At 71.7% G+C, this 24,024-nt stretch carries 19 protein-coding genes; 9 read left to right on the top strand and 10 right to left on the bottom strand.

The genetic code is table 11. From position 1 onward, the window contains the following. Positions 1-199: 199 nt before the first annotated feature. Entirely contained in the window at positions 200-2,170 is a 1,971-nt protein-coding gene (locus tag ACFYZB_RS02080) for an N-acetylmuramoyl-L-alanine amidase (protein WP_388753208.1), read from the top strand. Between the two features lie 15 nt (positions 2,171-2,185). Here the strand turns inward: ACFYZB_RS02080 and ACFYZB_RS02075 are convergent, their stop codons facing one another. The 7 genes from ACFYZB_RS02075 to ACFYZB_RS02045 form a co-directional block, all read right to left on the bottom strand. Next, the gene (locus ACFYZB_RS02075) at positions 2,186-2,683 is read right to left on the bottom strand and encodes a hypothetical protein (RefSeq protein WP_351208801.1); all 498 of its coding nucleotides are present in this window, start codon (positions 2,681-2,683) and stop codon (positions 2,186-2,188) included. 408 nt (positions 2,684-3,091) lie between these two features. Continuing rightward, positions 3,092-3,994 carry a universal stress protein gene (locus ACFYZB_RS02070; RefSeq protein WP_388753206.1) on the bottom strand — a complete coding sequence of 301 codons (903 nt, stop codon included), beginning with the start codon at positions 3,992-3,994 and terminating at the stop codon, positions 3,092-3,094. Positions 3,995-4,133: 139 nt separating this feature from the next. After that, positions 4,134-4,376: a DUF397 domain-containing protein gene (locus ACFYZB_RS02065; RefSeq protein WP_103816026.1), complete on the bottom strand. Its 243-nt coding sequence runs from the start codon at positions 4,374-4,376 to the stop codon at positions 4,134-4,136. Between the two features lie 83 nt (positions 4,377-4,459). Further along, the gene (locus ACFYZB_RS02060) at positions 4,460-5,626 is read right to left on the bottom strand and encodes a thiolase domain-containing protein (protein ID WP_388753202.1); all 1,167 of its coding nucleotides are present in this window, start codon (positions 5,624-5,626) and stop codon (positions 4,460-4,462) included. Beyond that, entirely contained in the window at positions 5,623-6,672 is a 1,050-nt protein-coding gene (locus tag ACFYZB_RS02055; protein WP_388753200.1) for a thiolase domain-containing protein, read from the bottom strand. Before ACFYZB_RS02055 ends, ACFYZB_RS02060 begins: the two co-directional genes overlap by 4 nt. Further along, positions 6,669-7,610 carry a Zn-ribbon domain-containing OB-fold protein gene (locus ACFYZB_RS02050; protein WP_388753197.1) on the bottom strand — a complete coding sequence of 314 codons (942 nt, stop codon included), beginning with the start codon at positions 7,608-7,610 and terminating at the stop codon, positions 6,669-6,671. Before ACFYZB_RS02050 ends, ACFYZB_RS02055 begins: the two co-directional genes overlap by 4 nt. A gap of 136 nt (positions 7,611-7,746) precedes the next feature. Beyond that, positions 7,747-8,547: a crotonase/enoyl-CoA hydratase family protein gene (locus ACFYZB_RS02045; RefSeq protein ID WP_388753194.1), complete on the bottom strand. Its 801-nt coding sequence runs from the start codon at positions 8,545-8,547 to the stop codon at positions 7,747-7,749. 187 nt (positions 8,548-8,734) lie between these two features. On the opposite strand from ACFYZB_RS02045, the gene ACFYZB_RS02040 reads away from it, so the two are divergent. Beyond that, entirely contained in the window at positions 8,735-10,351 is a 1,617-nt protein-coding gene (locus ACFYZB_RS02040) for an acyl-CoA synthetase (RefSeq protein WP_388753191.1), read from the top strand. Positions 10,352-10,763: 412 nt separating this feature from the next. Beyond that, positions 10,764-12,359, top strand: coding sequence for a sulfatase (locus ACFYZB_RS02035; protein WP_388753189.1), 1,596 nt, complete (start codon positions 10,764-10,766; stop codon positions 12,357-12,359). Positions 12,360-12,372: 13 nt separating this feature from the next. Here the strand turns inward: ACFYZB_RS02035 and ACFYZB_RS02030 are convergent, their stop codons facing one another. Together ACFYZB_RS02030 and ACFYZB_RS02025 are read right to left on the bottom strand one after the other, a co-directional pair. Further along, a complete protein-coding gene (locus ACFYZB_RS02030; RefSeq protein ID WP_388753187.1) occupies positions 12,373-13,077 on the bottom strand; it encodes an alpha/beta fold hydrolase in 705 nt (234 codons plus the stop codon). A gap of 10 nt (positions 13,078-13,087) precedes the next feature. Next, positions 13,088-13,981 (bottom strand): alpha/beta fold hydrolase, encoded by an 894-nt coding sequence (locus tag ACFYZB_RS02025; RefSeq protein ID WP_388753184.1) that lies wholly within the window; start codon positions 13,979-13,981, stop codon positions 13,088-13,090. A gap of 229 nt (positions 13,982-14,210) precedes the next feature. Between ACFYZB_RS02025 and paaK the strand changes: the two genes are divergently transcribed. The 3 genes from paaK to ACFYZB_RS02010 all read left to right on the top strand — a co-directional run bounded on the left by paaK (position 14,211) and on the right by ACFYZB_RS02010 (position 16,875). Next, positions 14,211-15,515, top strand: coding sequence for a phenylacetate--CoA ligase PaaK (paaK, locus tag ACFYZB_RS02020; protein ID WP_388753182.1), 1,305 nt, complete (start codon positions 14,211-14,213; stop codon positions 15,513-15,515). Between the two features lie 57 nt (positions 15,516-15,572). Next, positions 15,573-15,887 carry an ArsR/SmtB family transcription factor gene (locus ACFYZB_RS02015; protein ID WP_388753179.1) on the top strand — a complete coding sequence of 105 codons (315 nt, stop codon included), beginning with the start codon at positions 15,573-15,575 and terminating at the stop codon, positions 15,885-15,887. A gap of 103 nt (positions 15,888-15,990) precedes the next feature. Further along, positions 15,991-16,875 carry a TIGR03620 family F420-dependent LLM class oxidoreductase gene (locus tag ACFYZB_RS02010; protein ID WP_388753178.1) on the top strand — a complete coding sequence of 295 codons (885 nt, stop codon included), beginning with the start codon at positions 15,991-15,993 and terminating at the stop codon, positions 16,873-16,875. Here the strand turns inward: ACFYZB_RS02010 and ACFYZB_RS02005 are convergent. Further along, complete coding sequence (locus ACFYZB_RS02005) at positions 16,872-18,368, bottom strand: acyl-CoA synthetase (protein WP_388753177.1); 1,497 nt, start codon at positions 18,366-18,368, stop codon at positions 16,872-16,874. The two genes, ACFYZB_RS02010 and ACFYZB_RS02005, sit on opposite strands and share 4 nt — an antisense overlap. 209 nt (positions 18,369-18,577) lie before the next feature. Between ACFYZB_RS02005 and ACFYZB_RS02000 the strand changes: the two genes are divergently transcribed. The 3 genes from ACFYZB_RS02000 to ACFYZB_RS01990 all read left to right on the top strand — a co-directional run bounded on the left by ACFYZB_RS02000 (position 18,578) and on the right by ACFYZB_RS01990 (position 24,020). After that, positions 18,578-19,993, top strand: a complete 1,416-nt coding sequence (locus ACFYZB_RS02000) for a cytochrome P450 (RefSeq protein ID WP_388753174.1) — start codon at positions 18,578-18,580, stop codon at positions 19,991-19,993. Then, positions 19,968-20,984, top strand: coding sequence for a (-)-alpha-amorphene synthase (locus tag ACFYZB_RS01995; protein ID WP_388753171.1), 1,017 nt, complete (start codon positions 19,968-19,970; stop codon positions 20,982-20,984). Before ACFYZB_RS02000 ends, ACFYZB_RS01995 begins: the two co-directional genes overlap by 26 nt. Positions 20,985-21,128: 144 nt before the next feature. Then, a complete protein-coding gene (locus tag ACFYZB_RS01990; protein WP_388753168.1) occupies positions 21,129-24,020 on the top strand; it encodes an AAA family ATPase in 2,892 nt (963 codons plus the stop codon). Positions 24,021-24,024 lie beyond the last annotated feature (4 nt).

The raw sequence follows: 24,024 nt of genomic DNA, 5'->3' as shown, positions 1-24,024 counted from the left end.
GCCGGTTGTGGCCAGTGGTGTACGCCAGTGACGCCGCGCAGGCCGGTGCACCGCCGTCGCGAAACTCGCCGAAAACCCTTCGTGACGTGGGAAATCGCTGTCGTGGAGGCATCATTGACGGATCGTCGGCCAGCCGGTACCACTGACCCAGCTCGGCGCCGCACGCCCCGCCACTGCCCGCCCATCACAGGAGGCCGCATTGCGAGGTTCCGCCACTGATTCCGCGTCCACACCCGGCCACAGACACCTGCGGCGGGCCGTCGGCCCGCTCGCCTCGGCGGCGCTGCTGCTGCCGCTGCTCGGCGCGGCCCCCGCCCAGAGCGCCACGGACTCCTCCGCGGGCCGGCTGCAGCACGCGTTCGCCACCGCGGCGGACGAGTACCACGTGCCGCAGAGCGTTCTGCTGGCCGTCTCCTACCTCCAGTCCCGCTGGGACTGGCACGCCGGCGCGCCCAGCGTGTCCGGCGGCTACGGTCCGATGCACCTCACGGACGCCCGCACCGCGATCGCCACCACGGAGCACTACGCCGAGGGCGCGGAGGACGCCCGCGGCGATGCCGCCCGCGCGGCCGTGCACCCGGACATCGCGGTGCCCGCCGAGTCCGCGCTCCCGGCCCGTCTGAAGACGCTGCCGAAGGCGGCGCGGCTGACCGGTCTGCCGGCCGAGGAGCTGCGCACCGACCCGGCGGCGAACGTGGCCGGCGGCGCCGCCCTGCTCGCCGCCGCGCAGAAGGAGCTGGGCGAGCCGCTGAGCTCCGACCCGGCCGACTGGTACGGCGCGGTGGCGCGGTTCTCCGGTGCCGACGACTCGGCGACCGCGGCGGCGTACGCCGACGACGTGTACGACGTCCTGCACACCGGTGAGGAGCGGACCACGGACGACGGCCAGCTGGTCGCGCTCGCGGCCCAGCCGGGACTGACCGCCGACACCGACCAGTTGCGGCGGGCCGGGCTGGGCACGCTGCCCACGGACGGCGTCGAGTGTCCGCGCTCGGTGTCCTGCGAGGCGGTCTGGGCGCCGTACGCACAGTTCGGGAACGGCAACTACGGCAACCACGACCTCGGCGACCGACCGGTGTCACAGGGCATCAAGTACATCATCATCCATGACACGGAGGGCGCCTGGGACGGGGTGCTGAACCTGATCCAGGACCCGACCTATGTGTCGTGGAACTACACGATCCGCTCCACCGACGGTCTGATCGCCCAGCACGTGAAGGCGAAGGACGTGGCCTGGCACGCGGGCAACTGGTACGTCAACGCCAAGTCCGTCGGCATCGAGCACGAAGGTTTCCTCGCCAACCCGGACGCCTGGTACACCGAGGCGATGTACCGCTCCTCGGCGCGGCTGGTGAGGTACCTGGCCGGCAAGTACGGCATCCCGCTGGACCGGCAGCACATCCTGGGCCACGACAACGTGCCCGGCCCGACCACGTCCACGATTCCCGGCATGCACACGGACCCGGGTCCGTACTGGGACTGGCGGCACTACTTCCAGCTGCTGGGCCACCCCTTCAGGCGCACGGCCGGCAAGCAGGGCGGGCTGGTGACGATCCTGCCCGACTACGCCGCGAACCAGCCGGTGTACACGGGCTGCACCACCAGCGGCGAGGCCTGCACGGCGCACGGCTCCAGCGAGGTGCGGCTGTACTCCGACCACGACGTCAACGCGCCGCTGATCAAGGACATCGGCCTGAAGAAGGACCCGACCGAGGACGTGAACGACCTGTCCTCCCGGGCCTCCACCGGTCAGCAGTACGCGGTCGCGGACCACTGGGGCGACTGGACCGCGATCTGGTACCTGGGCCAGAAGGCCTGGTTCCAGAACCCGCGCACGGCACCGGCGGCGGTGCCCGCCAAGGGACTGGTGATCACCCCGAAGGACGGCCTGGCGAGCATTCCGGTGTACGGCAGGGCCTACCCGGAGAAGGAGGCCTACCCGGCGGGGGTCCCCGCCCAGTCGGTCGTCCCGCTGCCGTACACGGTCCCGGCCGGGCAGAAGTACGTCGTCGGTGACGAGGTGCCGGGCGAGTACTACTACTCGGTCACCTTCACCACCGACTCGCACCGGGTCGTGGTGGGCAAGGACCTGTACTACGAGATCCAGTACGGCCACCGGGTGGCGTTCGTCCGCGCCGCGGACGTGACCCTCGAGGGTTCCGCCGGCTAGCCGGGGCGGGCGGCCTCAGCCCTGCTGGAAAAGCTCCGCCGGGAGCGGCTTCAGCAGGGCGTACAGGTCGTCGGTGATGGGGCGGTCCCAGGCGGCGATGGTGACGAGGACGCCGTCGCTGCGGTCGAACTGGACGCAGGAGATCCGGGACTCGGACAGTTTCAGGCGCCGCACGATGAGGAGGTTGTCGCCCTGGAGGACCGGGGTGTCCTCGACGCCGACGACGGTGACCTCCTCGTCGTTCTCCAGCGCGAGCAGCAGTTGGCCCACCTCGAAGGGGATCTCGTCCCCGGCGACCTCGCGGGCCGGGGAGCCCTCGGGGAGGTTGCCGATGATCATGGCGGGGCCGCGGCCGCCGAAGAGGTCGTAGCGCAGGAAGACGCCCTGGCAGGTGCCGTCGGGCGCGGGCAGCAGACCCGCGCCGAGGTTGCCCGGCCAGTCGCCCGGGTCCATGGCCAGCACGTCGAAGTCGGGTCCCGCAGGGGTGGCGCTGCGGCGGCGGAGGAACGACATGCGGCCATGGTACGTGGGCTGCGCCGGAAGTGGCGTGACGGGGCCGCCGGCCGCGTACGCGGGGTGGTGGCGCAGCGCCTGCGGCAGGGAGGCGAGCAGATTGGGGCCGTCGGTGCGCCGGAGGGTGCCTTCCCCGGCAGCCGCCGTTGGGCAGGCCGGTGGCGACGGTGCGGGCCGGGGGCCGGTCGTAGCGCTGGGCGGCCACGGTGCGGGCGGCGCGGGTGACCCCCGGGGGTGAGTCCGGCGCAGTCGGCCGGGTCGGTGTCGCCCGAGGCCACGGTGCCGGCGGTGGTCAGCTCGTCCGCACGGTCGGCCCGCTGGTGGGCGGCGCCGGGCACCCGGAGGTGGGTGCACGGATTGCGGGGCGCCGTACGGTCTGATGTGCCCCCGCCCTGGCCCTGCCGGCTCTCACTCCTCCTGCGGTACCGGGGGCACCACCGCGACCGGGCTCGCCGCGTGCAGCAGGACGGCCTGGGTGACGGAGCCCATCATCCGGGCCGGTGCGAGCAGGCGCCGCCGGTGCCGGCCGACGACGACCAGCTCGGCGTCCTTGGAAGCGGCGACGAGATGGCCGGCCGCGTCCCCGGGCAGCGCCTCGACGTCGGCGCGTACCTCGGGGTGCCGCTCGCGGTGCGGGGCGAGGAAGCCCTCGGCGAGGGCGCGTGTCTCGTTCTCGACGGCGGCCTGGTCGATCTGGGGCGGCACCAGCTGGCCCGGGGCGGACCAGGTCTGCACCGGCCACGGATAGGCGGCGATCACCTGGACGCGTGCGCCGCGCAGGGCGGCCTCGGTGAAGGCGAGGGCGAGGGCGGCCTCGTCCGGGCTGTCGGCGTGCAGACCGGCCACCACCCGCGGTCCCGGCTCGGCCGGACCGTCACCGTGCACCTGCCGGCCGGGCCGGGGTACGACGACCACCGGGCACTCGGCGTCCCGGGCGGCGGCGAGCCCGTTGGAACCGAGCAGCAGACTGGCGAATCCGCCGCGGCCCCGGGAGCCGAGGACCAACAGCTGGGCGTCGGCGCCGAGTTCGGGCAGGACGGCGCCCGGTACGCCCTCCAGGGCGACGTACTCGACGACAGGTTCCGCGCCTCGGTCCGCGAGCCGGCTGTGCACGTCGTCCAGCACCGGATCGCCCACCGCCTGGGGCGGTGCGGCGACCAGCACATCGGCCTGGCCCCAGGCGGCGTACTGCCGTACGTGCACCACCCGTAGCGGTGCGGCGCGGCGGCGGGCGGCGTCGAAGGCCCACTCCAGCGCGCGCAGGCTGTCGTCGGAGCCGTCGACCGCGGCGATGACCGGCGCAGTGCTCATCGTCCCTCACCTTTCGGAACACGACCTTCCCCGTGCTGGGGGCCAGCCTGGCGCAGGCGTCGGTCCCAGCGGGGTCCTGGTGGTCGCGTGTCCGGAAATCGGTTCGGAACACCCCCGGTTCAGGCCTGGTGGATGCGGTTCAGGTGAGGTCGAACTCCCCTTCCCGGGCTCCGGAGACGAAGGCACCCCATTCCGCCGGAGTGAAGATCAGGGATGGGCTCTCCGGACGGCCGCTGTTGCGCATCGCGATGAAGCCCTCGACAAAGGCGATCTGGACATCTCCCAGACCTCGGCTGCTGGACTGCCACTCGGCCTTGCTGAGGTCCAGCTCCGGCTTGTCCCAGCCCGCGAGCGGCTGCTGCTGGATCGTGCTCTCGGCCACGTCCGTGCTCCTCCCGGTTCCATCGTCCGCGGGTCAGCCTAGCGACCGCTCACGATGCCCGACAGGCCACGTGGGGAGGACTTTCAGGACTCCGGTGGCCGCGCTCCCACGAGCCACATGGAGAAGAACTGCGAGCCGCCGCCGTAGGCGTGCCCGAGCACCCTGCGGGCGCCGTCCACCTGGTGTTCTCCGGCCTGGCCGCGCACCTGGAGGGCGGCCTCGGCGAAGCGGATCATGCCGGAGGCGCCGATGGGGTTGGCGGACAGCACGCCGCCCGACATGTTGACGGGCAGGTCCCCGTCGAGTTCGGTCACCCCGGACTCGGTGAGCTTCCAGCCCTCGCCCGCCTCCGCGAAGCCCAGGTTCTCCAGCCACATGGGCTCGTACCAGGAGAACGGCACGTACATCTCGACGGCGTCGATGTCCCGGCGCGGGTCGGCGATGCCGGCCTGCCGGTAGACGTCGGCGGCGCAGTCCCGGCCGGCCTGCGGGGAGACGAAGTCCTTGCCCGCGAACAGGGTGGGCTCGCTGCGCATGGCGCCGCCGAGCATCCAGGCGGGCGGGCGGGGCGCGCGGGCGGCTCCGGCGCGGTCGGTGAGCACCATGGCGCAGGCGCCGTCGGAGGAGGGGCAGGTCTCGGAGTAGCGGATGGGGTCCCACAGCATGGGCGAGGCCTGGACCTTCTCCAGGGTGATGTCGTGCTCGTGCAGATGGGCGTAGGGGTTCTTCAGGGCGTTGCGCCGGTCCTTGTAGGCGACGAGGGAGCCGACGGTGTCGGGGGCGCCGCTGCGCCGCATGTAGGCACGCACGTGCGGGGCGAAGAAGCCGCCCGCTCCGGCGAGGAGGGGCTGCTGGAAGGGGATCGGCAGGGACAGGCCCCACATGGCGTTGGACTCGGACTGCTTCTCGAAGGCGAGGGTGAGGACGGTGCCGTGGATGCGGGCGGCGACCAGGTTCGCGGCCACGAGCGCGGTGGAGCCGCCGACGGAGCCGGCGGTGTGCACCCGCAGCATGGGTTTGCCGACGGCGCCGAGGGCGTCGGCGAGGTACAGCTCGGGCATCATCACGCCCTCGAAGAAGTCGGGCGCCTTGCCGATGACGACGGCGTCGATGTCGGCCCAGGTCAACTCGGCGTCGTCCAGGGCCCTTTGGGCCGCCTCGCGGACGAGTCCGGCGATCGAGACGTCCCGGCGGGCGGCGACGTGTCGGGTCTGGCCGATGCCGACGACGGCCACGGGCTCCTTGCTCATCGTGGATCCCCTTCGAGTACGGCGACCAGGTTCTGCTGCAGGCAGGGGCCGGAGGTGGCGTGGGCGAGGGCGCGGTCGGAGGTGCCGCGGTGGATGCGGGCGGCGGCCTCACCGATGCGGACGAGTCCGGCGGCCATGACCGGGTTTGCGGCCAGCGCTCCGCCGGAGGGGTTGACGCGCACGTCGTCGCCGAGGCGGAGCGCTCTGCGCAGGATCACCTCCTGCGAGCTGAACGGCGCGTGCAACTCGGCGGTGTCGACGGGCCGTTCGAAGGCGCCGGCCCGCTCGGCGGCGAGCCGGGTGGAGGGTGAGTCGGTGAGGTCGCGGACGCCGAGGCCGTGGGCCTCGATGCGGTGGTCGATGCCGCGGATCCAGGCGGGCCGCGCGCACAGCTGACGGGCCCGCTCCCCCGCCGCGAGGATCACCGCGGCGGCGCCGTCGGAGACCGGTGGGCAGTCGCCGGCGCGCAGCGGCCGTACGACGTGGTCGCCCTGCGGCACCTGCCCCCTGACCTGGGCGTGGGGGTTGGCTTCCGCATCCGCGCGGCTGCGGGCACCGACGGCGGCGAGCGCGGGTTCGTCGGTGTGGCCGGCGTCCAGGAGCGCCTGCGCCTGCAGGGCGGCCAGAGCTATGGAGTCGGGCCACAGGGGGGCGACGTAGTAGGGGTCGAGCTGGCGGGTGAGGACGTCCCGCACCGAGCCGGGCGAACTCTTGCCGTAGGAGTAGACGAGCGCGGTGTCGGCGTCGCCGGTGAGCAGCTTGGTCCAGGCCTCGTACAGCGCCCAGGCGCCGTCCATCTCGACGTGCGACTCGGAGATCGGCGGCCAGGCGCCGACGCCGTCGAGGGCGAGGGTGAAGGAGAAGGCGCGGCCGGCGAGGTAGTCGCTGGAGCCGGAGCAGGTGAAGCCGATGTCGGCGGTCCTCAGGCCGGTCTGTGCCAGCACCTCGTGCAGGACCGGCATGAGCATCTCGACCTCGGAGGACTCCTCGGTGGAGCGCCGGTGGTCGGTCTGGGCGAAGGCGACGACCGCGATCTCCCGGGTCACAGCAGCTCCTTGTAGGTCTCGTAGGCGGCGTCGGGTTCGCCGGTGGGCCGGTAGTGGTCGGGGTGGCGGGCGCCCTCGGTCCACACGGGCTCCACGCGCAGGCCCATGCGCACCTGGTCGTAGGGGATGCCGCCGATCCGGGCGTGCAGGGCGAGGTCGGCGCCGTCGAGGGCGATGTGCGCGTAGACGTAGGGCACCTCGATGTCGAGGTTCTTCGCCTTGATGTTGACGATGCAGAAGGTGGTGACTGTGCCCCGGGGACCCACTTCGACCTGTTCCACTGTGGCCACGCCACATGTGGGACACGCACCCCTCGGGGGGACGTAGACCTTGCGGCAGGAGGGGCAGCGTTCTCCGACGGTCCGCCGTTCGGAGAGGGCGTTGAGGTAGTCGGACTGGGCGCGGCCGGGTGAGTAGGTGTAGTCCAGGCGGGCGGGAGCGACGATCCCGGTGAGCCGGTTCCCGAACTCGCCTGAGTGGCCGCCCGGTTGGACGGGTTCGCCGTCGTACGGTTCGAAGCAGGCGATGTCGGTGATGGCTCCGGTGCGGTCCCCGGCCCAGCGGATGCGCACGCGCATCCCGGTGTGCACGGAGTCGGGGCCGGGGGCGTCGAGGGCGTGCAGCAGGGCGGTGTCGGCGCCGTCGAGCTGCACCAGAACCCAGGCGAAGGGGGTGCCGAGGGGCTGACCGCGGCGCGGTGCGTGGTTCCACGCCCAGGTGGTGACCGTGCCCGTGGGAGCGACCTCCACCAGGTCGCGGAGCTCCTCGGCGGTGACGGGGTCGTACTCGACGGCCGGGACGAGGACGCGGCCGTCGGCGGCCGTGACCCCGAGAACGACGCGCTCACGCAGACCGGTGAGGAAGGCGCTCTGGACGGGGCCGAGGGAGCGGGTGAACGGGAATTCGACGGCCAGGGGGGCCTTGAGGACTTCGGGCATCGAGGGGGTGCCTCCTTCGGAGCTCGGTGCGTGGGGCGCCCCTCGAGGGGCGCGGGGCGGCGGCATGTGCGGCTCTGCCGCGTGGGGGCGACCAGCCACCGACGGTCCGCAGCGCGCGAACCTGCCGGCGCGGCACCTACGAACGCTTGTAGACGGGAGGCCGTTTCTCCGCGAAGGCGCGAGCCCCCTCCTCGGCGTCGTCCGTGTCGAAGATCGGCCACCCCCGCTTCAGCTCGGCGGCGAGCCCGTCGGCCTCGCTCATCTCCGCGGTCTCGTACACCGACGCCTTGACGGCCTCGACGGCCAGCGGCCCGCACGCGTTGATCTGTCCGGCGATCTCCAAGGCCTTGGCAAGCGCGGTCCCGTCAGGGACGACGTGCCCGATCAAGCCGATGTCCGCAGCCTCCCGCGCGCTGTACGGCCGACCGGTGAGCAGCATCTCCAGGGCGTGGGTGCGCGGGATCTGCCGCTGGAGGCGGACCGTGGAACCGCCGATCGGGAACAGGCCGCGCCGGACCTCGAACAGGCCGAAGGTGGCGGACTCGCCCGCGACCCGGATGTCGGCGCCCTGGAGGATCTCGGTACCGCCCGCGACGCAGTGCCCCTCGACGGCGGCGATCACCGGTTTGCGCGGGCGATGGTGGCGTAGCATCGCCTTCCAGTGCAGGTCGGGGTCGGCCTTGAGCCGGTGGCGGTGGTGCTCTCCGGCCATGCCGTTGCCGGCCAGCGCCTTCAGGTCCATTCCGGCGCAGAAGGAGCCGCCGGCCCCGGTGAGCACGATCGAGCGGATCTCGTCGTCCGCGTCGGCCTCCAACCAGCCGTCGTACAGGCCGACGAGCATCGCAAGCGAGAGCGCGTTCCTGGCGTCGGGCCTGTTGAGCGTGAGCACCAGTGTGGCGCCCTCGCGCCGCACGGTGAGGTGTTCCGTCCCGCCCATGGGCTTGTCTCCCCTCGGTGAGAACGAGAACAGGTTGCAGTAGGCGGGGAAGCACTTCAAGGGAGCTTCCAGAGTTTTCTGACAGTCAGTCAGATTTATTGGCGCGAGCCCTTCACAGTTGCGCCGCCCTTTGCTCTGATGACCCGCTAGCGGACGCATGAGGGCAGGATCGGGGTCAGGAGGAGCGGTGGAGTACAACCTTGCCGATCTGTTCGAGTCGGTCGTCGACGTCGTCCCGGACCGCGAGGCACTCGTGTACGTCGACCATCCCGGCACCGGCGCGGAGCGCCGCCTGACCTACGCCGAGCTGGACGCGGCCGCCAACCGCGTCGCCCACCACCTGATCGACAGCGGGATACGACCCGGAGAACACCTCGGCCTCCACCTGTACAACGGCGTCGAGTACCTGCAGACGGTACTGGCCTGCCTGAAGGCGAGGATCGTCCCGGTCAACGTCAACTACCGCTACGTCGAAGAGGAGTTGGTGTACCTCTACCGGGACGCCGATCTGGTCGCGCTGGTCTTCGACGCGGAGTTCGCCGACCGGGTGGCGGCGGCGCTGCCGCGGGCGCCGGGGCTGCGGCATCTGCTGCGCGTGGGCCCGGTGACGGCCGACGTGCCCGGGGCGGTACCGTTCGGCGACGCGGAAGCGGCCGGATCGCCGGCCCGGGGCTTCCCGGCCCGCTCCGCCGACGACCAGTTCATCATCTACACCGGCGGCACGACGGGCATGCCGAAGGGCGTGATGTGGCGTCAGGAGGACCTGTTCTTCGCGGGCCTCGGCGGCGGCGCGCCGACCGGGGAGCCGGTGAAGACGCCGGAGGAGCTGGCCGAGCGGGTCGCCGCCGGGGGCTCCGGGATCACCTTCTTCCCCACTCCCCCGCTGATGCACGGCACCTCCACGCTGACGGCGTTTATCGGCTTCAACTTCGGCCAACGTGTCGTCCTGCACCGCAAGTTCGTGCCGGAAGAGGTGCTGCGGACCGTCGAGAAGGAGAAGGTCACGAGCATGTCGCTGGTCGGCGACGCCATGCTCCGGCCGCTCATCGACGCGCTGAGCGGACCGCTCAAGGGCACGGACTGCTCCGCCCTGTTCAGCGTCTCCTCGTCGGGCGCGATCATGTCGGAGACGGTGCGCCGGCAGTTCCGGGAGCTGGTCCCGAACGCCATGCTGCTCAACAACTTCGGCTCCTCGGAGTCCGGCTTCAACGGTACGGCGACGGAGGACTCGGGGCCCGAGCGCGGCTTCCGGCTGCGCGTCAACTCCCGTACGCGCGTGGTGGACCCGGTGACGCACGAGCCGGTCGCCGCGGGCGGGACCGGACGGGTCGCCCAATGCGGCCACGTCCCGCTCGGCTACTTCAACGACCCGCGGAAAACCGCCGAGACGTTCTTCGAGAAGGACGGGCAGCGCTGGGTCCTGCTGGGTGACATGGCGACAGTCGACGAGGACGGCGTGGTCACCGTGCTGGGCCGGGGCTCGCAGTGCATCAACACCGGAGGCGAGAAGGTCTATCCGGAGGAGGTCGAGCAGGCGCTCAAGGCGCATCCGGACGTGTACGACGCGCTGGTCGCCGGGGTTCCGGACGCCACCTGGGGCAGCCATGTGGCGGCCGTGGTGCAACTGCGCGAGGGAGCCGCGCACCCCTCGCTGGCCGACATCCAGAGCCACTGCCGTACCCGGCTGGCCGGCTACAAGATCCCCCGGCAGCTGGTGATCACCGACTCCATCCACCGGTCCCCGAGCGGCAAGGCCGACTACCGGTGGGCCCGGGAGGTGGCGGTGGCGGCCGACCGGCGGTGACGCGCGGGGTGTCGCACCACCTGCCCCACCACCCGGTAGCACCACTCTGCGCGCACGATCGCCGCCACTCACCTACTTTGGGTGACTGTCGGTCGAGTGGTGCCGGTCCCGGCCTCCCGCACCGGCGCCGGGCCACGCACGGAAGGATCTCCGGGTGTCTCACCACACGCCTAGTCATCTGCCGGGGAGCGCAGACGAAGGGGAGAGCGGCCCGGAGGGAGCCGGGGATCCCACGACGGCCGGGAAGGAGCAGCCGGCCACAGGACCCGGCCGGCCCGGCAGACGCGCGCGTGCCGTACGGCGCCTCGCCGCACGGACCGGCCTGCTCGGCGGGCGAAGTCGCCTCGCGCGGGGCCTGGCCGCACTGGCCGGCCCGCCCGGCAGGCGGGCCCGCATCGCGCGGTGTGCGGGCGTGGGCTCGGCCGTGCTCGCCGTCGCCCTCCTGCTCGGGGCGCTGCTGCTGCCCAACCGGCCCGACCGGCTCACCCCGGCCGCGTTCGTACGGCTGCCGGCCGAGGGCGTCCTGCTCGCCGCGGTGCTGCTCGTGCTGCCGCCCCGGGGAAGGCGGGCCGGGGCGGCGGCCATCGGCGTGCTGATCGGGCTGCTCACGCTCCTCAAGTGCCTTGACCTCGGCTTCTATTCGGTGCTGTACCGGCCGTTCGACCTCGTGCTGGACTGGGGTCTGCTGGGCAACGCGGCGGACTACCTGCGGGACACCTCCGGCCGCACCGGCGAGCTGGTCGCCACCGCCGGTGCCCTGGTCCTCGCGGTCGCCGTCCTCCTCCTGACCGCGGGCTCCACGGTCCGGCTGAGCACCCTCATGGCCCGGCACCGCGCCCGGTCCGTCGGCGCCGTCCTGGTGCTGTGCACCGCCTGGATCACCTGCGTCGTGTTCGGCCTGCAGCCGGGCGGCGTGCCCGTCGCCTCGACGCTCGACGCCGGCCTCCTCCGCGACCGCGCCCAGCAGGTCCGCGTCTCCCTGGCCGATGCCCGTCTGTTCCGGCGCCAGGCCGCCCACGACGCCTTCGCCCACACGCCCCCGGACCAGCTGCTGGCCGGTCTGCGCGGCAAGGACGTGCTGTTCACGTTCGTCGAGAGCTACGGCCGTTCGGCGATCGAGGACCCGGCGATGGCCCCGCGGATCGGGGCGGTCCTCAAGGAGAGCGACGACGCTCTGAAGGCCGCCGGATTCCGGGCCCGCAGCGGGTGGCTGCGCTCACCGGTGACCGGTGGCGGCAGCTGGCTGGCCCACTCGACCTTCCTGTCCGGGCTGTGGATCAGCAACGAGCAGCGGTTCCGCACCCTCACCTCCAGCGACCGGACCACCCTCACCGGCGCGTTCCGCAGGACCGGCGCCTGGCGCACGGTCGGCGTCGTGCCGGGGGTGCTGGTGGCCTGGCCGGAGGGCCGGTTCTTCGGCCTGGACCACGTCTACGACGGCCATCACCTCGACTACCACGGACCGGACTTCGGCTGGTCGCAGGTACCGGACCAGTTCACCCTGCAGACGTTCCAGCGGCGGGAGTTCGGCAAGCGGGGCAGGGGCCCGCTGATGGCGGAGATCATCCTCACCTCCAGCCACTATCCGTGGGCGCCCGTGCCCCGCATGGTCGACTGGGCGAACCTGGGCGACGGCTCGGTCTTCCAGCAGATCCGGCGCGAGGGCAAGTCCCAGGAGGAGGTCTGGAGGAACCCGGAGAGCGTGCGCGACGCATACCGCGCCTCCATCGAGTACTCCCTGAACAGCCTCGTCGGATTCCTGCGGCGCTACGGCAACGACAACACAGTCCTGGTCTTCCTGGGCGACCACCAGCCGGTGCCGACCGTCACCGGGAACAGTCCCCGCAAGGACGTGCCCGTCACCGTCGTCGCCCGTGACCCCAAGGTGCTGGACCGGATCTCCGGCTGGGGCTGGACGGAGGGCCTGAAGCCCGCCGCGAACGCCCCGATCTGGGGGATGGACGGCTTCCGCGACCGGTTCCTGAAGGCGTTCGGGCCACAGCCGTAGCCCTCCGTACCGCTCAGCGGCCGAGGAACTCCCGCACCAGGGCGAGGAACTCCTCGGGGCGAGCATCGTGGATCAGGTGCCCCGCGTCCACGGTCACCAGCGAGGCACCCGGGATCAGGCCGGCGAGCTGCGCGACCTGGTCCTGCGGAATGAGGCTGGTGGGACCGCCCCCGATGACCAACGTCGGCATGGTGATCCGGTCCATGTGGTCCCGCCACACAGGATCGGGTGCGTTGCGCTGCTGGTCGGTGGCCCGCACCATCGCCCAGTCGAACGGAAGCTCTCCCGCAGGCCGTTCGGCGGGCGGCCGGGGCGGGTCGAGCGGCACGGGTGCGCAGACGTCCTCCAGCACCAGCCGTCGTACCACTCCGGGATGCCGCTGGGCCAGCAGGCAGGCGACGGTGCCGCCCAGCGAATGGCCCACCACGTCGGCGCTGTCCAGACCGAGGGCGACCAGCAGGGCATGGACGTCGTCGCTCATCGCCTCGGCCCGGTAGTCCCCCGGCCAGTCGCTGCGTCCGTGGCCGCGCAGGTCGGGCGCGTGCACCCGGCGCGGGCGCGGGGGTGCCGCGAGCCCCTCGGCGATGTGCGTCCAGTCCGCGCCGTCCGCGCCCCGGCAGTGCAGCAGCACGACGGGCGGGGCCTGTGCAGGGCCCCACGACCGACAGGCCAGGGTGATGCCGTTCGCCTCGATGCTGTAGGGCGCCGCGGTGTCCATGCCGAGCACGCTAGCCGGGGGTCCGTCCCGGGGCCGCCTGCTCTGCCGAGGGCAGAACGGCGCCCGCCGGCCCGTCGAGGAAGGCGAGGGCGCGTTTCAGGAACCACTCCGGGTCGTCCAGCCAGGGATAGTGCCCGGCGCCGGGCTGGACGGCGACCTCGGCGTTCGGGAAGGCCTCGGCGGCGCGGCGGGCGAGGTCCGGGCGGGGGCCGCCGTCGAGTTCCCCGGCGAGCAGGAGGACCGGCGCGGTCAGTGCGGCGAGCGCCGCCCGGGTCGCGTCCGGGGTGAAGGCGCCGTCGGCGAAGTAGCGCTCCCCCGCGTCCTCGTTGGTCTGCTCGAGTTCGGCCTCCGTGTGCGCCTGGGCGGTGTCGTCCCAGCGGCCGTGGAAGAACGGCAGGAACCGCTCGTCGAACTCCGCTTCGCCCGCCAGCCAGGCCCGGAAGGCGGGGAACGCCTCCGCGAACCACGGCTCGTGCGCGCGCAGCCGGGCCGCGGCCAGCCGGTCCTCGGGGGTCGCGCGCAGGCCCAGCGCGGACGGGTTGGGTGTGATCAGCAGCAGCCGGCGTATCCGCTGCGGGTGGCGGGCCGCGTAGAGCATGGCGAGGGCCGCGCCCGCCGAGTGGGCGAGCAGATCCATGTGTTCCAGACCCATGTGTGCGCGCCATACCTCGACGTCTTCGACCATCCGGTCGCAGCGGTACGACGCCGGGTCCGCCGGGGGCGCGGAGTCCCCGGTGCCGCGCAGGTCCAGCAGGGCCAGTCGGCGGTGCGCGGCCAGCCCTCCGAGGTCGCCGAGGTAGGCGGAGGCGCGCATCGGGCCGCCGGGCAGGACGGCGAGGGGTTCACCGGTCCCCCGCAGATGGCAGGCGAGCCGGGTGCCGTCGGGTGCGGTGAAGGTCGGCATGGTCGTGATCATGCCACGGGACGTCGGGCCGGCACGGGATCACCGGTCGCGCAGCGGACCCCCGTGCGCGTCCCACCAGCGCAGGAAGGCCCGTTCTCCGGCGCGGCCGGAGCGGAAAAATCTCCGCGGGCCTCTTGCCTGGAGCCGCATGGCCTGAATTACTGACCCCGTACGGCTCGACCGAATGATCGGTCGTCCGGTATGTGAGTGCGGCGAGGGAGACGACTCGATGGCGGATGCGACGGACCTGCTCGACGCGGGCGAACGGCTCGGGCCCGAGGAGCTGCGGGAGCTCCAGCTGGAGCGGTTGCGCGCCTCCCTGCGGCACGCCTACGACAACGTGCCGTTCTACCGGGAGTCCTTCGACAAGGCCGGTGTCCGCCCCGAGGACTGCCGGTCCCTCGCCGACCTGGCTCGCTTCCCCTTCACGAGCAAGGCGGACCTCAGGGAGAACTACCCGTACGGCCTCTTCGCCGTACCGCGCGAGCGGATCCGCCGACTGCACGCCTCCAGTGGCACCACGGGGCGCCCCACGGTGGTCGGCTATACGGAAAACGACCTTTCCATGTGGGCCGACATGGTGGCGCGGTCGATCCGGGCGGCCGGTGGGCGTCCCGGTGACATCGTGCATGTGGCCTACGGCTATGGGCTGTTCACCGGTGGCCTGGGCGCCCACTATGGTGCCGAGCGCCTGGGCTGTACGGTCGTCCCGGCCTCCGGCGGCATGACGGCCCGGCAGGTGCAGCTGATCCAGGATCTTCAGCCGGCCGTCATCATGGTGACCCCGTCCTACATGCTCACGCTGTTGGACGAGTTCGAGCGGCAGGGCGTGGACCCGCGCGGCACCTCGCTGCGCGTGGGGATCTTCGGGGCCGAGCCCTGGACCGAGCGGATGCGGCGCGAGATCGAGGAGCGGTTCGCGATCGACGCCGTGGACATCTACGGCCTGTCCGAGGTGATCGGTCCGGGCGTGGCGCAGGAGTGCGTGGAGACCAAGGACGGGCTGACGATCTGGGAGGACCACTTCTATCCGGAGGTGGTCGACCCGATCACGGGTGAGGTGCTGGCGGAGGGCGAGCGCGGCGAGCTGGTGTTCACCTCGCTGACCAAGGAGGCCATGCCGATCGTCCGGTACCGCACCCGGGACCTCACCCGGCTGCTGCCCGGCACGGCCCGGGCGTTCCGGCGGATGGAGAAGATCACCGGACGCAGTGACGACATGGTGATCCTGCGCGGCGTCAACCTCTTCCCGACCCAGATCGAGGAGATCGTGCTCCGCACGCCCGGCGTGGCGCCCCACTTCCAGCTCCGGCTGACCCGGGAGGGCCGGCTGGACCGGCTGACCGTCCGGGCCGAGGCCCGCGCGGACGCGGCTCCGGAGGCGCGGGACGCGGCGGCCCGGTCCATCTGCGCGGCGGTGAAGGACGGGATAGGGGTGTCCGTCGACGTGGAGATCGTGGAGCCGGAGTCCCTGGAGCGCTCGGTGGGCAAGATCCGCCGGATCGTGGACCTGCGCCCGAAGGCCTCCGGCTAGGCGCCGACTCGTATCGACGTACCTCGAAACGTCGCCGGACACCTATACTCCGAGCCCATGACGGACGCCGACCTGGTCAACGCGCTGCGAGCGCTGTCCAACCCCATGCGGCTGCAGATGCTGCGCTGGTTGCGCGAGCCCGAGCAGCACTTCCCGGTGGAGAGGGCCATCGCCGATCCCGCCGAGGTCGGTGTGTGCGTGAGCCACATCCAGGCCAAGGCGGGGCTGGCCCAGTCGACCGTGTCCGCCTACATGGCCGAGCTCCAGCGCGCGGGGCTCGTCCGGGCCACCCGTGTCGGCAAGTGGACCCACTACAAGCGGGACGAGCAGCGCATCGCCGATCTTGTCGCGGAGCTGGGCCAGACCCTATAGGCCATTCGCCTCGCCTGCGTCGGCGCTCCCTCTTGCGATTCATATCGAGATTCTGCGATATTTCGAATCAACGAACTCGATGCACCTGCAAGGGAGCACAGCCATGGACCTCGGCACGTTCGGGATCTACACCTTCGACTTCGAGCACCAGCCGGCCGCGCGGATCCGCGACTCGGTCCAGGAGCTGGAGGAACTGGGCTGGCCGGCCCTCTGGATCCCGGAGGCCCTCGGGCGGGACGCGTTCACGCACGCAGGGTTCCTGCTCGCTTCCAGCCGGCGGCTGAGTGTCGTCAACGGCATCGCCCGGATCTGGTCCCGGGAGGCCCGTTGGACGCACGGCGCGGCCGTGCTGCTCGCGGACGCCCACCCGGGGCGGCACGTGCTCGGCCTGGGCTTCGGCGGGCAGCCTCGCCCGGGGGTCAGACCCCTCGCCGCCATGGCCGGGTACCTCGACGAGATGGACGCCCTGGAGACGCCCAACCCCCGCCCGGCGCAGCCCGTTCGGCGCCTGCTGGCCGCGTACGGCCCCAGGATGCTGGAACTGGCCCGCGACCGCGCCGAGGGCGCCCACACCTACCACGTGACCACGGACCACACGGCGCAGGCGCGGGAGATCCTCGGACCGGACGCCTTCCTGGCCGTCGAGCACGCCGTGCTGTTCGAGGCCGACCCGGACCGGGCCCGCGCCCTCGCGCGCGAGCACCTGCACGGCTACCTCGAAACCCCCTACAACATCGCCAAGTTCCGGCGCCTCGGATACACCGACGACGACCTCTCCGGCGGAGGCAGCGACCGGTTCGTGGACGACCTGGTGTTCTGGGGCGACGCGGACACGGTCGTGCGGAAGCTGCACGGTCATGTCGAGGCGGGCGCCGATCACGTCGCCGTGCAGGTGATCGGTGTAGAGCCGGGCGAATCGGCGCTGCCGCAGTGGCGGTTGCTGGCCGACGCACTGCTGCCGTCCAGGACCGGTGAGGCCCTCGGCTAGCCGCTGAAGCGGTCCCGCAGTTCGCGCTTGAGGATCTTCCCGCTGGCATTGCGCGGCAACTCCTCGACGAACAGTACCCGTTTGGGCGCCTTGAACGGGGCCAGCTTCTCCTTCACGTGCGCGATGAGCCGATCCTCCGTCACCTCACCGCACCGGACCACGACCGCGGTGACGGCCTCGATCCACCGTTCGTCGGGCAGTCCGATCACGGCGGCCTCGGCGACCGCCTCGTGGGTGTACAGCGCGTCCTCGACCTGACGTGAAGCGACCAGAACGCCACCGGAGTTGATGACGTCCTTCACGCGGTCCACGATGGTGAGGTAGCCGTCGGCGTCACGCACCGCGAGGTCCCCGGAGTGGAACCAGCCGTCCCGGAAGGCCTCGGCGGTCTCCTCGGGCTTGTCCCAGTAGCCCTCGCACAACTGCGGTGAACGGTAGACGATCTCGCCCGGTGTGCCGGCGGGCACGTCCTCTCCCCGGTCGTCCACCACCCGTGCGTCCACGAACAGCACGGTCCGCCCGCAGGAGTCCAGCCGGCCCTCGTGCTCGTCGGGGCCGAGGACCGTGGCCAGCGGGCCGATCTCGCTCTGCCCGAAGCAGTTGTAGAAGTCCAGTCGCGGCAGGCGCTCCCGCAGCCGCTCGAGCACCGGGACGGGCATGACCGACGCGCCGTAGTAGGCCTTGCGCAGCCCGTCGAGGTCCCGGGTGGCGAAGTCGGGCCGCCCCGCCAGCCCGATCCACACCGTGGGCGGCGCGAACAGGCTGTCCACGCGGCCCGCCTCGATCAGGTCGAGCAGCCGGTCCCCGTCGGGAGCGTCCAGGATGATGTTGCTCGCGCCGACGGCGAGGTACGGCAGCAGGAACACGTGCATCTGCGCCGAGTGGTACAGCGGCAGCGCGTGCACCGGGCGGTCGCCGGCGCTCAGGTCCAGGGCTGTGATCGCGCTCAGGTACTCGTGCACGAGGGCCCGGTGGGTCATCATCGCGCCCTTGGGCAGGGCTGTCGTACCGGAGGTGTACAGCAGCTGCACCAGGTCCTCGGTGCGGGGTTCGGGCCCGTCGTACGGCGGTGCGTCCGCCAGCCGGGCCAGCAGCGAGTCCCCTGCGTCCCTGAGCGGCACCACCCGTACGCCGTCCGGGAGCCGCCCGGCGAGGCCCGGGTCGGCGAGCACGAGGCTGCTGCCGGACTGGCCGACGAGGTAGTCCAGGTCGGCCCCGGTCAGGTTCTGGTTGACCGGCACATGGACCAGGCCCGCACGGGCGCAGGCCAGGAAGCCGATCAGGTAGGCGTCGGAGTTGTGGCCGTAGGCACCGACCCGGTCGCCCGGCGTGAGACCCTCCGCGAGCAGCACGGAGGCCGCGCGGGAGACGGCGTCGTCCAGTTCCTCGTACGTCCAGCGGCGCTCGCCGTACTCCACCGCGTGGCGGGCCGGGGTGCGCCGGGCGCTGCGGCGCAGCACCCCGTCGACCGTGCTGCCGTGTCCCTGGGTCATGGCTCTTGATCCTGGGTCCGTCGCGGAGGCAGGTCAAGCGTCAACGGTCATTCGCCGAACGCGACTTTTGCTTCTGTGTGCTTCTGTGCGCCCCTTTGGAGAAAGCTTTCGGGGCACCTTGCAGCGCTCAACCTGGGCAGGACTTGTGTCGAGCAAGTCCCCGGCAATCCCCCCACATTTCGCGCACAGCGCTGCGCGGGAGGTTTTCCATGAGTCGTGTTGTGCCCGAACAAGAACGCACCTGGCGGACAGGTACTGCTCCCGGCATATTCCCACTCCTCGGCCACGGTATCGCCTTATACCGTCGGCCGCTGGCATTTCTGAATTCTTTGCCCGCGCACGGAGATCTCGTCGAGATACGGCTGGGCCCCCGGCGCGCTTGGATGGTGTGCCACCCGGAACTCACCCACCAGGTGCTCATGGATCCGCACACCTTCGACAAGGGCGGCCCGCTGTACGACAGGCTCGGCAAGCTGATGGGCGACGGCCTCGTCACCTGCCGCCAGCCGACGCACCGCGACAAACGCAGGCTGCTGCAACCTGGCTTCCGCCCCTCCCACGTCGCCGCGTACACGGATCTCGTCGCCGAAGAGGCCGAAGCGGTGTGCGACGCCTGGCCGGCGGGCCGGGCGGTTCCCGTCACCGAGGCGATGATGGGCCTCACGACACGCGTGATCAGCCGGGTCCTGCTCTCCGACTCGCTGGACGACGCGACGACCGCCGAGGTGCGGGACTGTCTCACGGAGGTCGTCCGTGGCCTGTTCGTCCGCACGGTCGTACCGATCGACGCCCTGTTCCGCCTCCCCACACCCGCCAACCGCCGCTACCGGCACGCGCTGTCGCGCCTGCACGCCGTCATCGACCAGGCGATCGCGCAGCGCCGCGGGGGCGCCGACCGCGACGACGTCCTGGGGACGCTGCTCGCGGCGGCGCGCGGCGACGGCGGAGCGGCGGCGATCACCGATCAGGAGGTCCACGATCACCTGATCACGCTGCTGCTCACGGGCGTCGAGGCCCCGGCGCTGTGCCTGGCCGACGCCTTCTCCCTGCTGGCCCGCCATCCGGAGGCGGAACGCCGTCTGCACGCCGAGCTCGACGCCGTCCTCCCCGGCGGCCGACGGCCCGGCCCCGAGGATCTGGCGCACCTCGTCCAGACCCGCTGCGTCGTCTCCGAGACGCTGCGCCACTCGTCCCCCGGCTGGCTGTTCACCCGCGTCGCCACCCGGGAGACGGAACTCGCCGGATGCCGCCTGCCCGTGGGAGCCAACGTTCTGTACAGCCCCTACCTGCTCCATCACGATCCCTCGTCGTTCCCCGACCCCGAGCGTTTCGATCCCGACCGCTGGCTGCCGGGCACACCCACCGCCGCACAGCGCCGCGCCCTGATGCCGTTCTCCGCGGGCAACCGCAAATGCCTCGGTGACGAGTTCGCCATGGTGGAGGCCACCCTGGCACTGGCGACCCTCGCCGGCCGGCGGCGGCTGCGCCATCTGCCCGGGTACGTCGAACGGGCACCGCGGCCCGCGATCACCTTGGGCCATCGAGCACTGTTCATGGTCTGCGAGGCCCGTCATCGCGCATCGGACTCCCGAACGGCAGGTGATCACGTTGCCGACAACGCATGAGGACGTCATGGTCGGGGTACCGGACGGTGTCGCGGCCCCCACCCTCGGGGACCTGATCGACAACCACCTCCACATGCCCTTCCCGTTCCAGCGCAACCCGTATGAATCCGAAGTCGCGGCCGGCGTGGACGCATGGCTGAGTGCGTGGGGGCTGACCGACGAACCGGGTGTGGCGGCGATGATCGTCCGCACTCGCCCCGCCGAGCTCGCGTCCTGCACCAGTCCCACCGTGGATTCCGGGCTCCTGCAGATCGTGGCCGATCAGATCGCCTATCAGTTCGTCTTCGACGACCGGGCGGAGGACATCGGTCGGCACTCACCGGGCAGGCTGCTGCCCATGCTGGGCGAGAGCGTCGCGATCCTCCGGGACGGTCAGCCGCCCAGCACTCCCCTCGGAGCGGCTCTGGCCGATCTCCACCGGAAGGTCAGGGAACGCTGCACACCCGGGCAGGCGGCGCGGTGGGCCTGGAAGAGCCGTGAGTATGTGCACGGCCTGTTGTACGAAGCGGTGGCGCAGGCACAGCCCTTTCTGATGCGGACCGGTGACTGCACCTCCATACGGTCGCTGACCGCGGGCGTCGAGCCGTTCCACCCGCTGTGCGAGGCCGCGCAGCCACACGAACTGTCCCCCGCCGAACTCCACCACCCCGTCGTACGGCGACTGAGCCGCCTGTCGGCCGACGCCGCGGTGTGGATACCCGACCTCTTCTCCGCGGTGAAGGAGCAGCGCGCGGGCGAAATGATCAATCTGGCCCTTGCCTACCAGCGCGAGCACGAGTGCTCCCTGCCGGCGGCCGTCCTCATGGCCATCCAGCGGATCAACGGCACGATCGAGGAGTTGCAGAGTCTCTACGCCGAGTTCAAACCGGAGTTGAGCCCCGCCGGAGTCGGCTACGTGGAAGGCATGATCGGCTGGATCCGCGGGTGTTACCAGTGGTCCCGCACCGTGCCACGGTACGGCGACGTGGCGTTGGTGTCCGCAGCGCCGTAATCCATTCATGTCTCATACCCGGTGAGCGGGCGTTGTCCCGCTCACCGCCGGTGATTCATCCTATGGAGCTCAATCCGGCCTGGCCCACTCTCCGGCGGGCGTACGCTCGGCTCCCCGGCCGAGCGACAGAAGGCGGTACGGCACATGGCGACGGAGCCGCGGCAACCGATCACGGAACAGCAGACCTTGATCGAACGCCGACGGGAACTTCAGGCGCTCGGCGCGGCGTTCGAGGAGTTGCGACGCACCACGGACGGCGTGCCGCGCGCCAGGCGCAGGGGACTGCTCGCCTTCACCGCGCCGGCCGGACTGGGCAAGACGGCACTCATGGCGGAAGCACGTGCCCGGGCCGCCGCACACGGATTCACGGTGCTGTCGGGCAGGGGCGGGGAGACGGAACAGGGCTCGGCCTTCCGTGTGGTGCGCCAGTTGGTGCAGCCGTCGCTGGCCGACATGGACCGGGCGCAGCTCCGCTCGTTCCTGGGAAGCTGGTACGACATCGTCGCCGCCGCGCTCGGTCTCGAAGCGAAGGGTTCCGCCCCTGCTCCGGATCCGACCGGGGTCCGAGAAGGTCTTGACTGGGTCATGACACGCCTCACGGTGAAGAAGGCCCCTGTCGTCCTGCTCCTGGACGACCTGCACTGGGCGGACGCCGAGTCCCTGAGCTGGCTCGCGTCCTTCGCATCACGGGTCGAGGACCTTCCGCTGTTGATCGTGGCGGCCTACCGGCCCGACGAGCTGCCGCCCGAGGCGGGCGAACTCCGCGCGCTGCTCGGACACCAGGGAAACCGCCCCCATGACCTGGCGCTGCTCACCGCCGACGGCGTCGCGCAGATCATCAGGAACGAAATCGGGGAAGCGGCCGAGGACCGCTTCTGCAAGGAATGCTGGTCGGCCACCGGCGGAAGCCCCTTCGAAGCGGTGGAGCTCGGCATCGGCCTCGCCGAGCGGAAACTGACCGGCACCGAGGACGAGCTGCCCGCGATGCGTGAGCTCGCCGCGGCGATCAAGGGTCCGGGGCTGATCGAGCGTCTGGAGCGGCTGGACACGGCGACCGTCCGCTTCGCGCACACCGCGGCCGTCCTGGGGTCGCCCTTCTCGCCACGGCTTGCCGCGACCATCGCGGTGCTCGGTGACGAGACCGCCGCCGAGGCGACCCAGAAACTGCGCGCGGCCCGGATCCTTGCCGAGGGCCAGGGCCCCGAGGGTGAGCTGGAGTTCGTTCACCCGCTGATCGCCACGACGATCTACCGGTCCATCCGCACGGGCTTCCGAGCCGGTCTGCACAACGCCGCCGCGCAGGCCGTCCTGGCGGCGGGATACGGCGCCACCGCCGCCGCCCGGCATCTGCTGGAGGTCCCCTGTGAAGGGAATGCCGAGACGGTCGCCTGCCTGCGCGAGGCCGCTCGCGCATACCTTCGCGCCGGGGCGACCGAGGCCGCCCGGCGTCTGCTCTCCCGTGCGCTGCAGGAGCCACCCTTTCCCGAGGACCGTGCCGGGCTCCTTCACGAACTGGCGTGTGCCACGTTCCTGATCGAGCCCACGGCCACGGTGAGGCATCTGCGCCAGGCGCTGGCGGAGCCCGACGTCGACCCGGATCTGCGTGCTTCCATCGTCTTCCGGCTGACGCAGGCTCTGGCCCACACCGATCAGCTGTCCGAGGCCGTGGCGGTGGCCGCGGAAGAAGCCCGGCAGGCCAAGAATCCGCGCGTCAAACTGCGGATGCAGGCCGATCAGTTCGTGTGGAGCATGGTCCGCACCGACGACCCCGATTCGCCCGCCCGCTCCCGGACCCTGGCACGTCTGGCCGAGAAGTTGCCCGGTCGCAGTCTGGAGGAGCGGTACATCCTGGGACTGCGGGCCTGGGATGCCGTCAAGCGCGGCGAACCGCGGCAGACCGTCCTCGCGTATGCCGAGGAGGCCCTGCACGACGGCATGAGCTGGATCGACGAGAACCACGGTTTCGAGGTACCCGTCTCGGTCGCCCTGGTGTTCATGTACGGCGACCAGCCGCGACGGGCCGAGGAGTTGTTCAACCGAGGCATCGCCGAGTGCGTGGCGAAGGGCTGGCGGGGCTCCCATCTGGCCCTGGGTCAGAGCCTCGCCGGCTACATCCGCCTGCACCGCGGCTGCCTGGCCGAAGCCGAGGATCTCACACGGGAGGGCCTGCGCATCGCCCACAAGGTGCCAGGAGCGGTACCCGCGCAGTGGTTCGCCGTCGGCATCCTGGTCCAGACTCTGCTGGCCCGGGGACGCATCACCGAAGCACGCGCCCTCGCCGACGAGCACGGCTTCGGTGAGACCACTCCGAACGCCGTCATCTATCCCGACCCACGCACCGTGTACGCGCAACTGCTCCTGGCGGAAGGACGGCACACCGAGGCGGCGGTTCTCCTGTCCTCGGTCGGCCACTGGCTGGACGGCCGCGCCTGGCGGAACCCGGCCTGGTGCCCGTGGCAGCTCCACCTCGCCTCGGCGCTCGCCCCCACCGATCCGGACGAGGCGGTCCGCCACGCGCGGGACGCCGTGCAACGCGCCCAGGACTTCGGCGCCGCCTCCATCATCGGCCAGGCCCTGCACACCCTCGCCGAGGTGACCGGCGGGCCGGCGGCACTCGACCTGTACGCCGAGGCCGTCGACCACCTGGAGCAGTCGCCCGCCGCCTACGAGCTCGCCCGTGCCCAGATCGGCCACGGCGCCGCGCTGTCCCGCAACGGGCGGCTGCAGGAGGCCGCCGACCGGCTCTACCAGGGGTTGGAAGGCGCCGTCCACTGCGGGGCCGAGGCGCTGGCCACCCGGGCCAGGGAAGAACTCTCGGCGGCCGGGTTGCGGCCGCTGCCGCTCCGCTACGCGCAGGCGGACACCCTGACCCCCCAGGAACGCCGTACCGCCGAACTGACCGCCCAGGGGCACCCGGTGGCGGTCATCGCCAAGCAACTGCGTCTCACCGAGCAGGGCGTGCGGCAGCTGCTGTCCAGCATCTACCGCAAGATCGGCACCGACGCGGCCGGCCTCGCCGACTTCCTGGAGACCTGACCCT

Source organism: Streptomyces sp. NPDC001852, from assembly GCF_042891825.1.
Lineage (GTDB): Bacteria > Actinomycetota > Actinomycetes > Streptomycetales > Streptomycetaceae > Streptomyces.
Note: the sequence above shows the minus strand (reverse complement) of the source record. Positions and strands in the feature narration are given on the sequence as shown.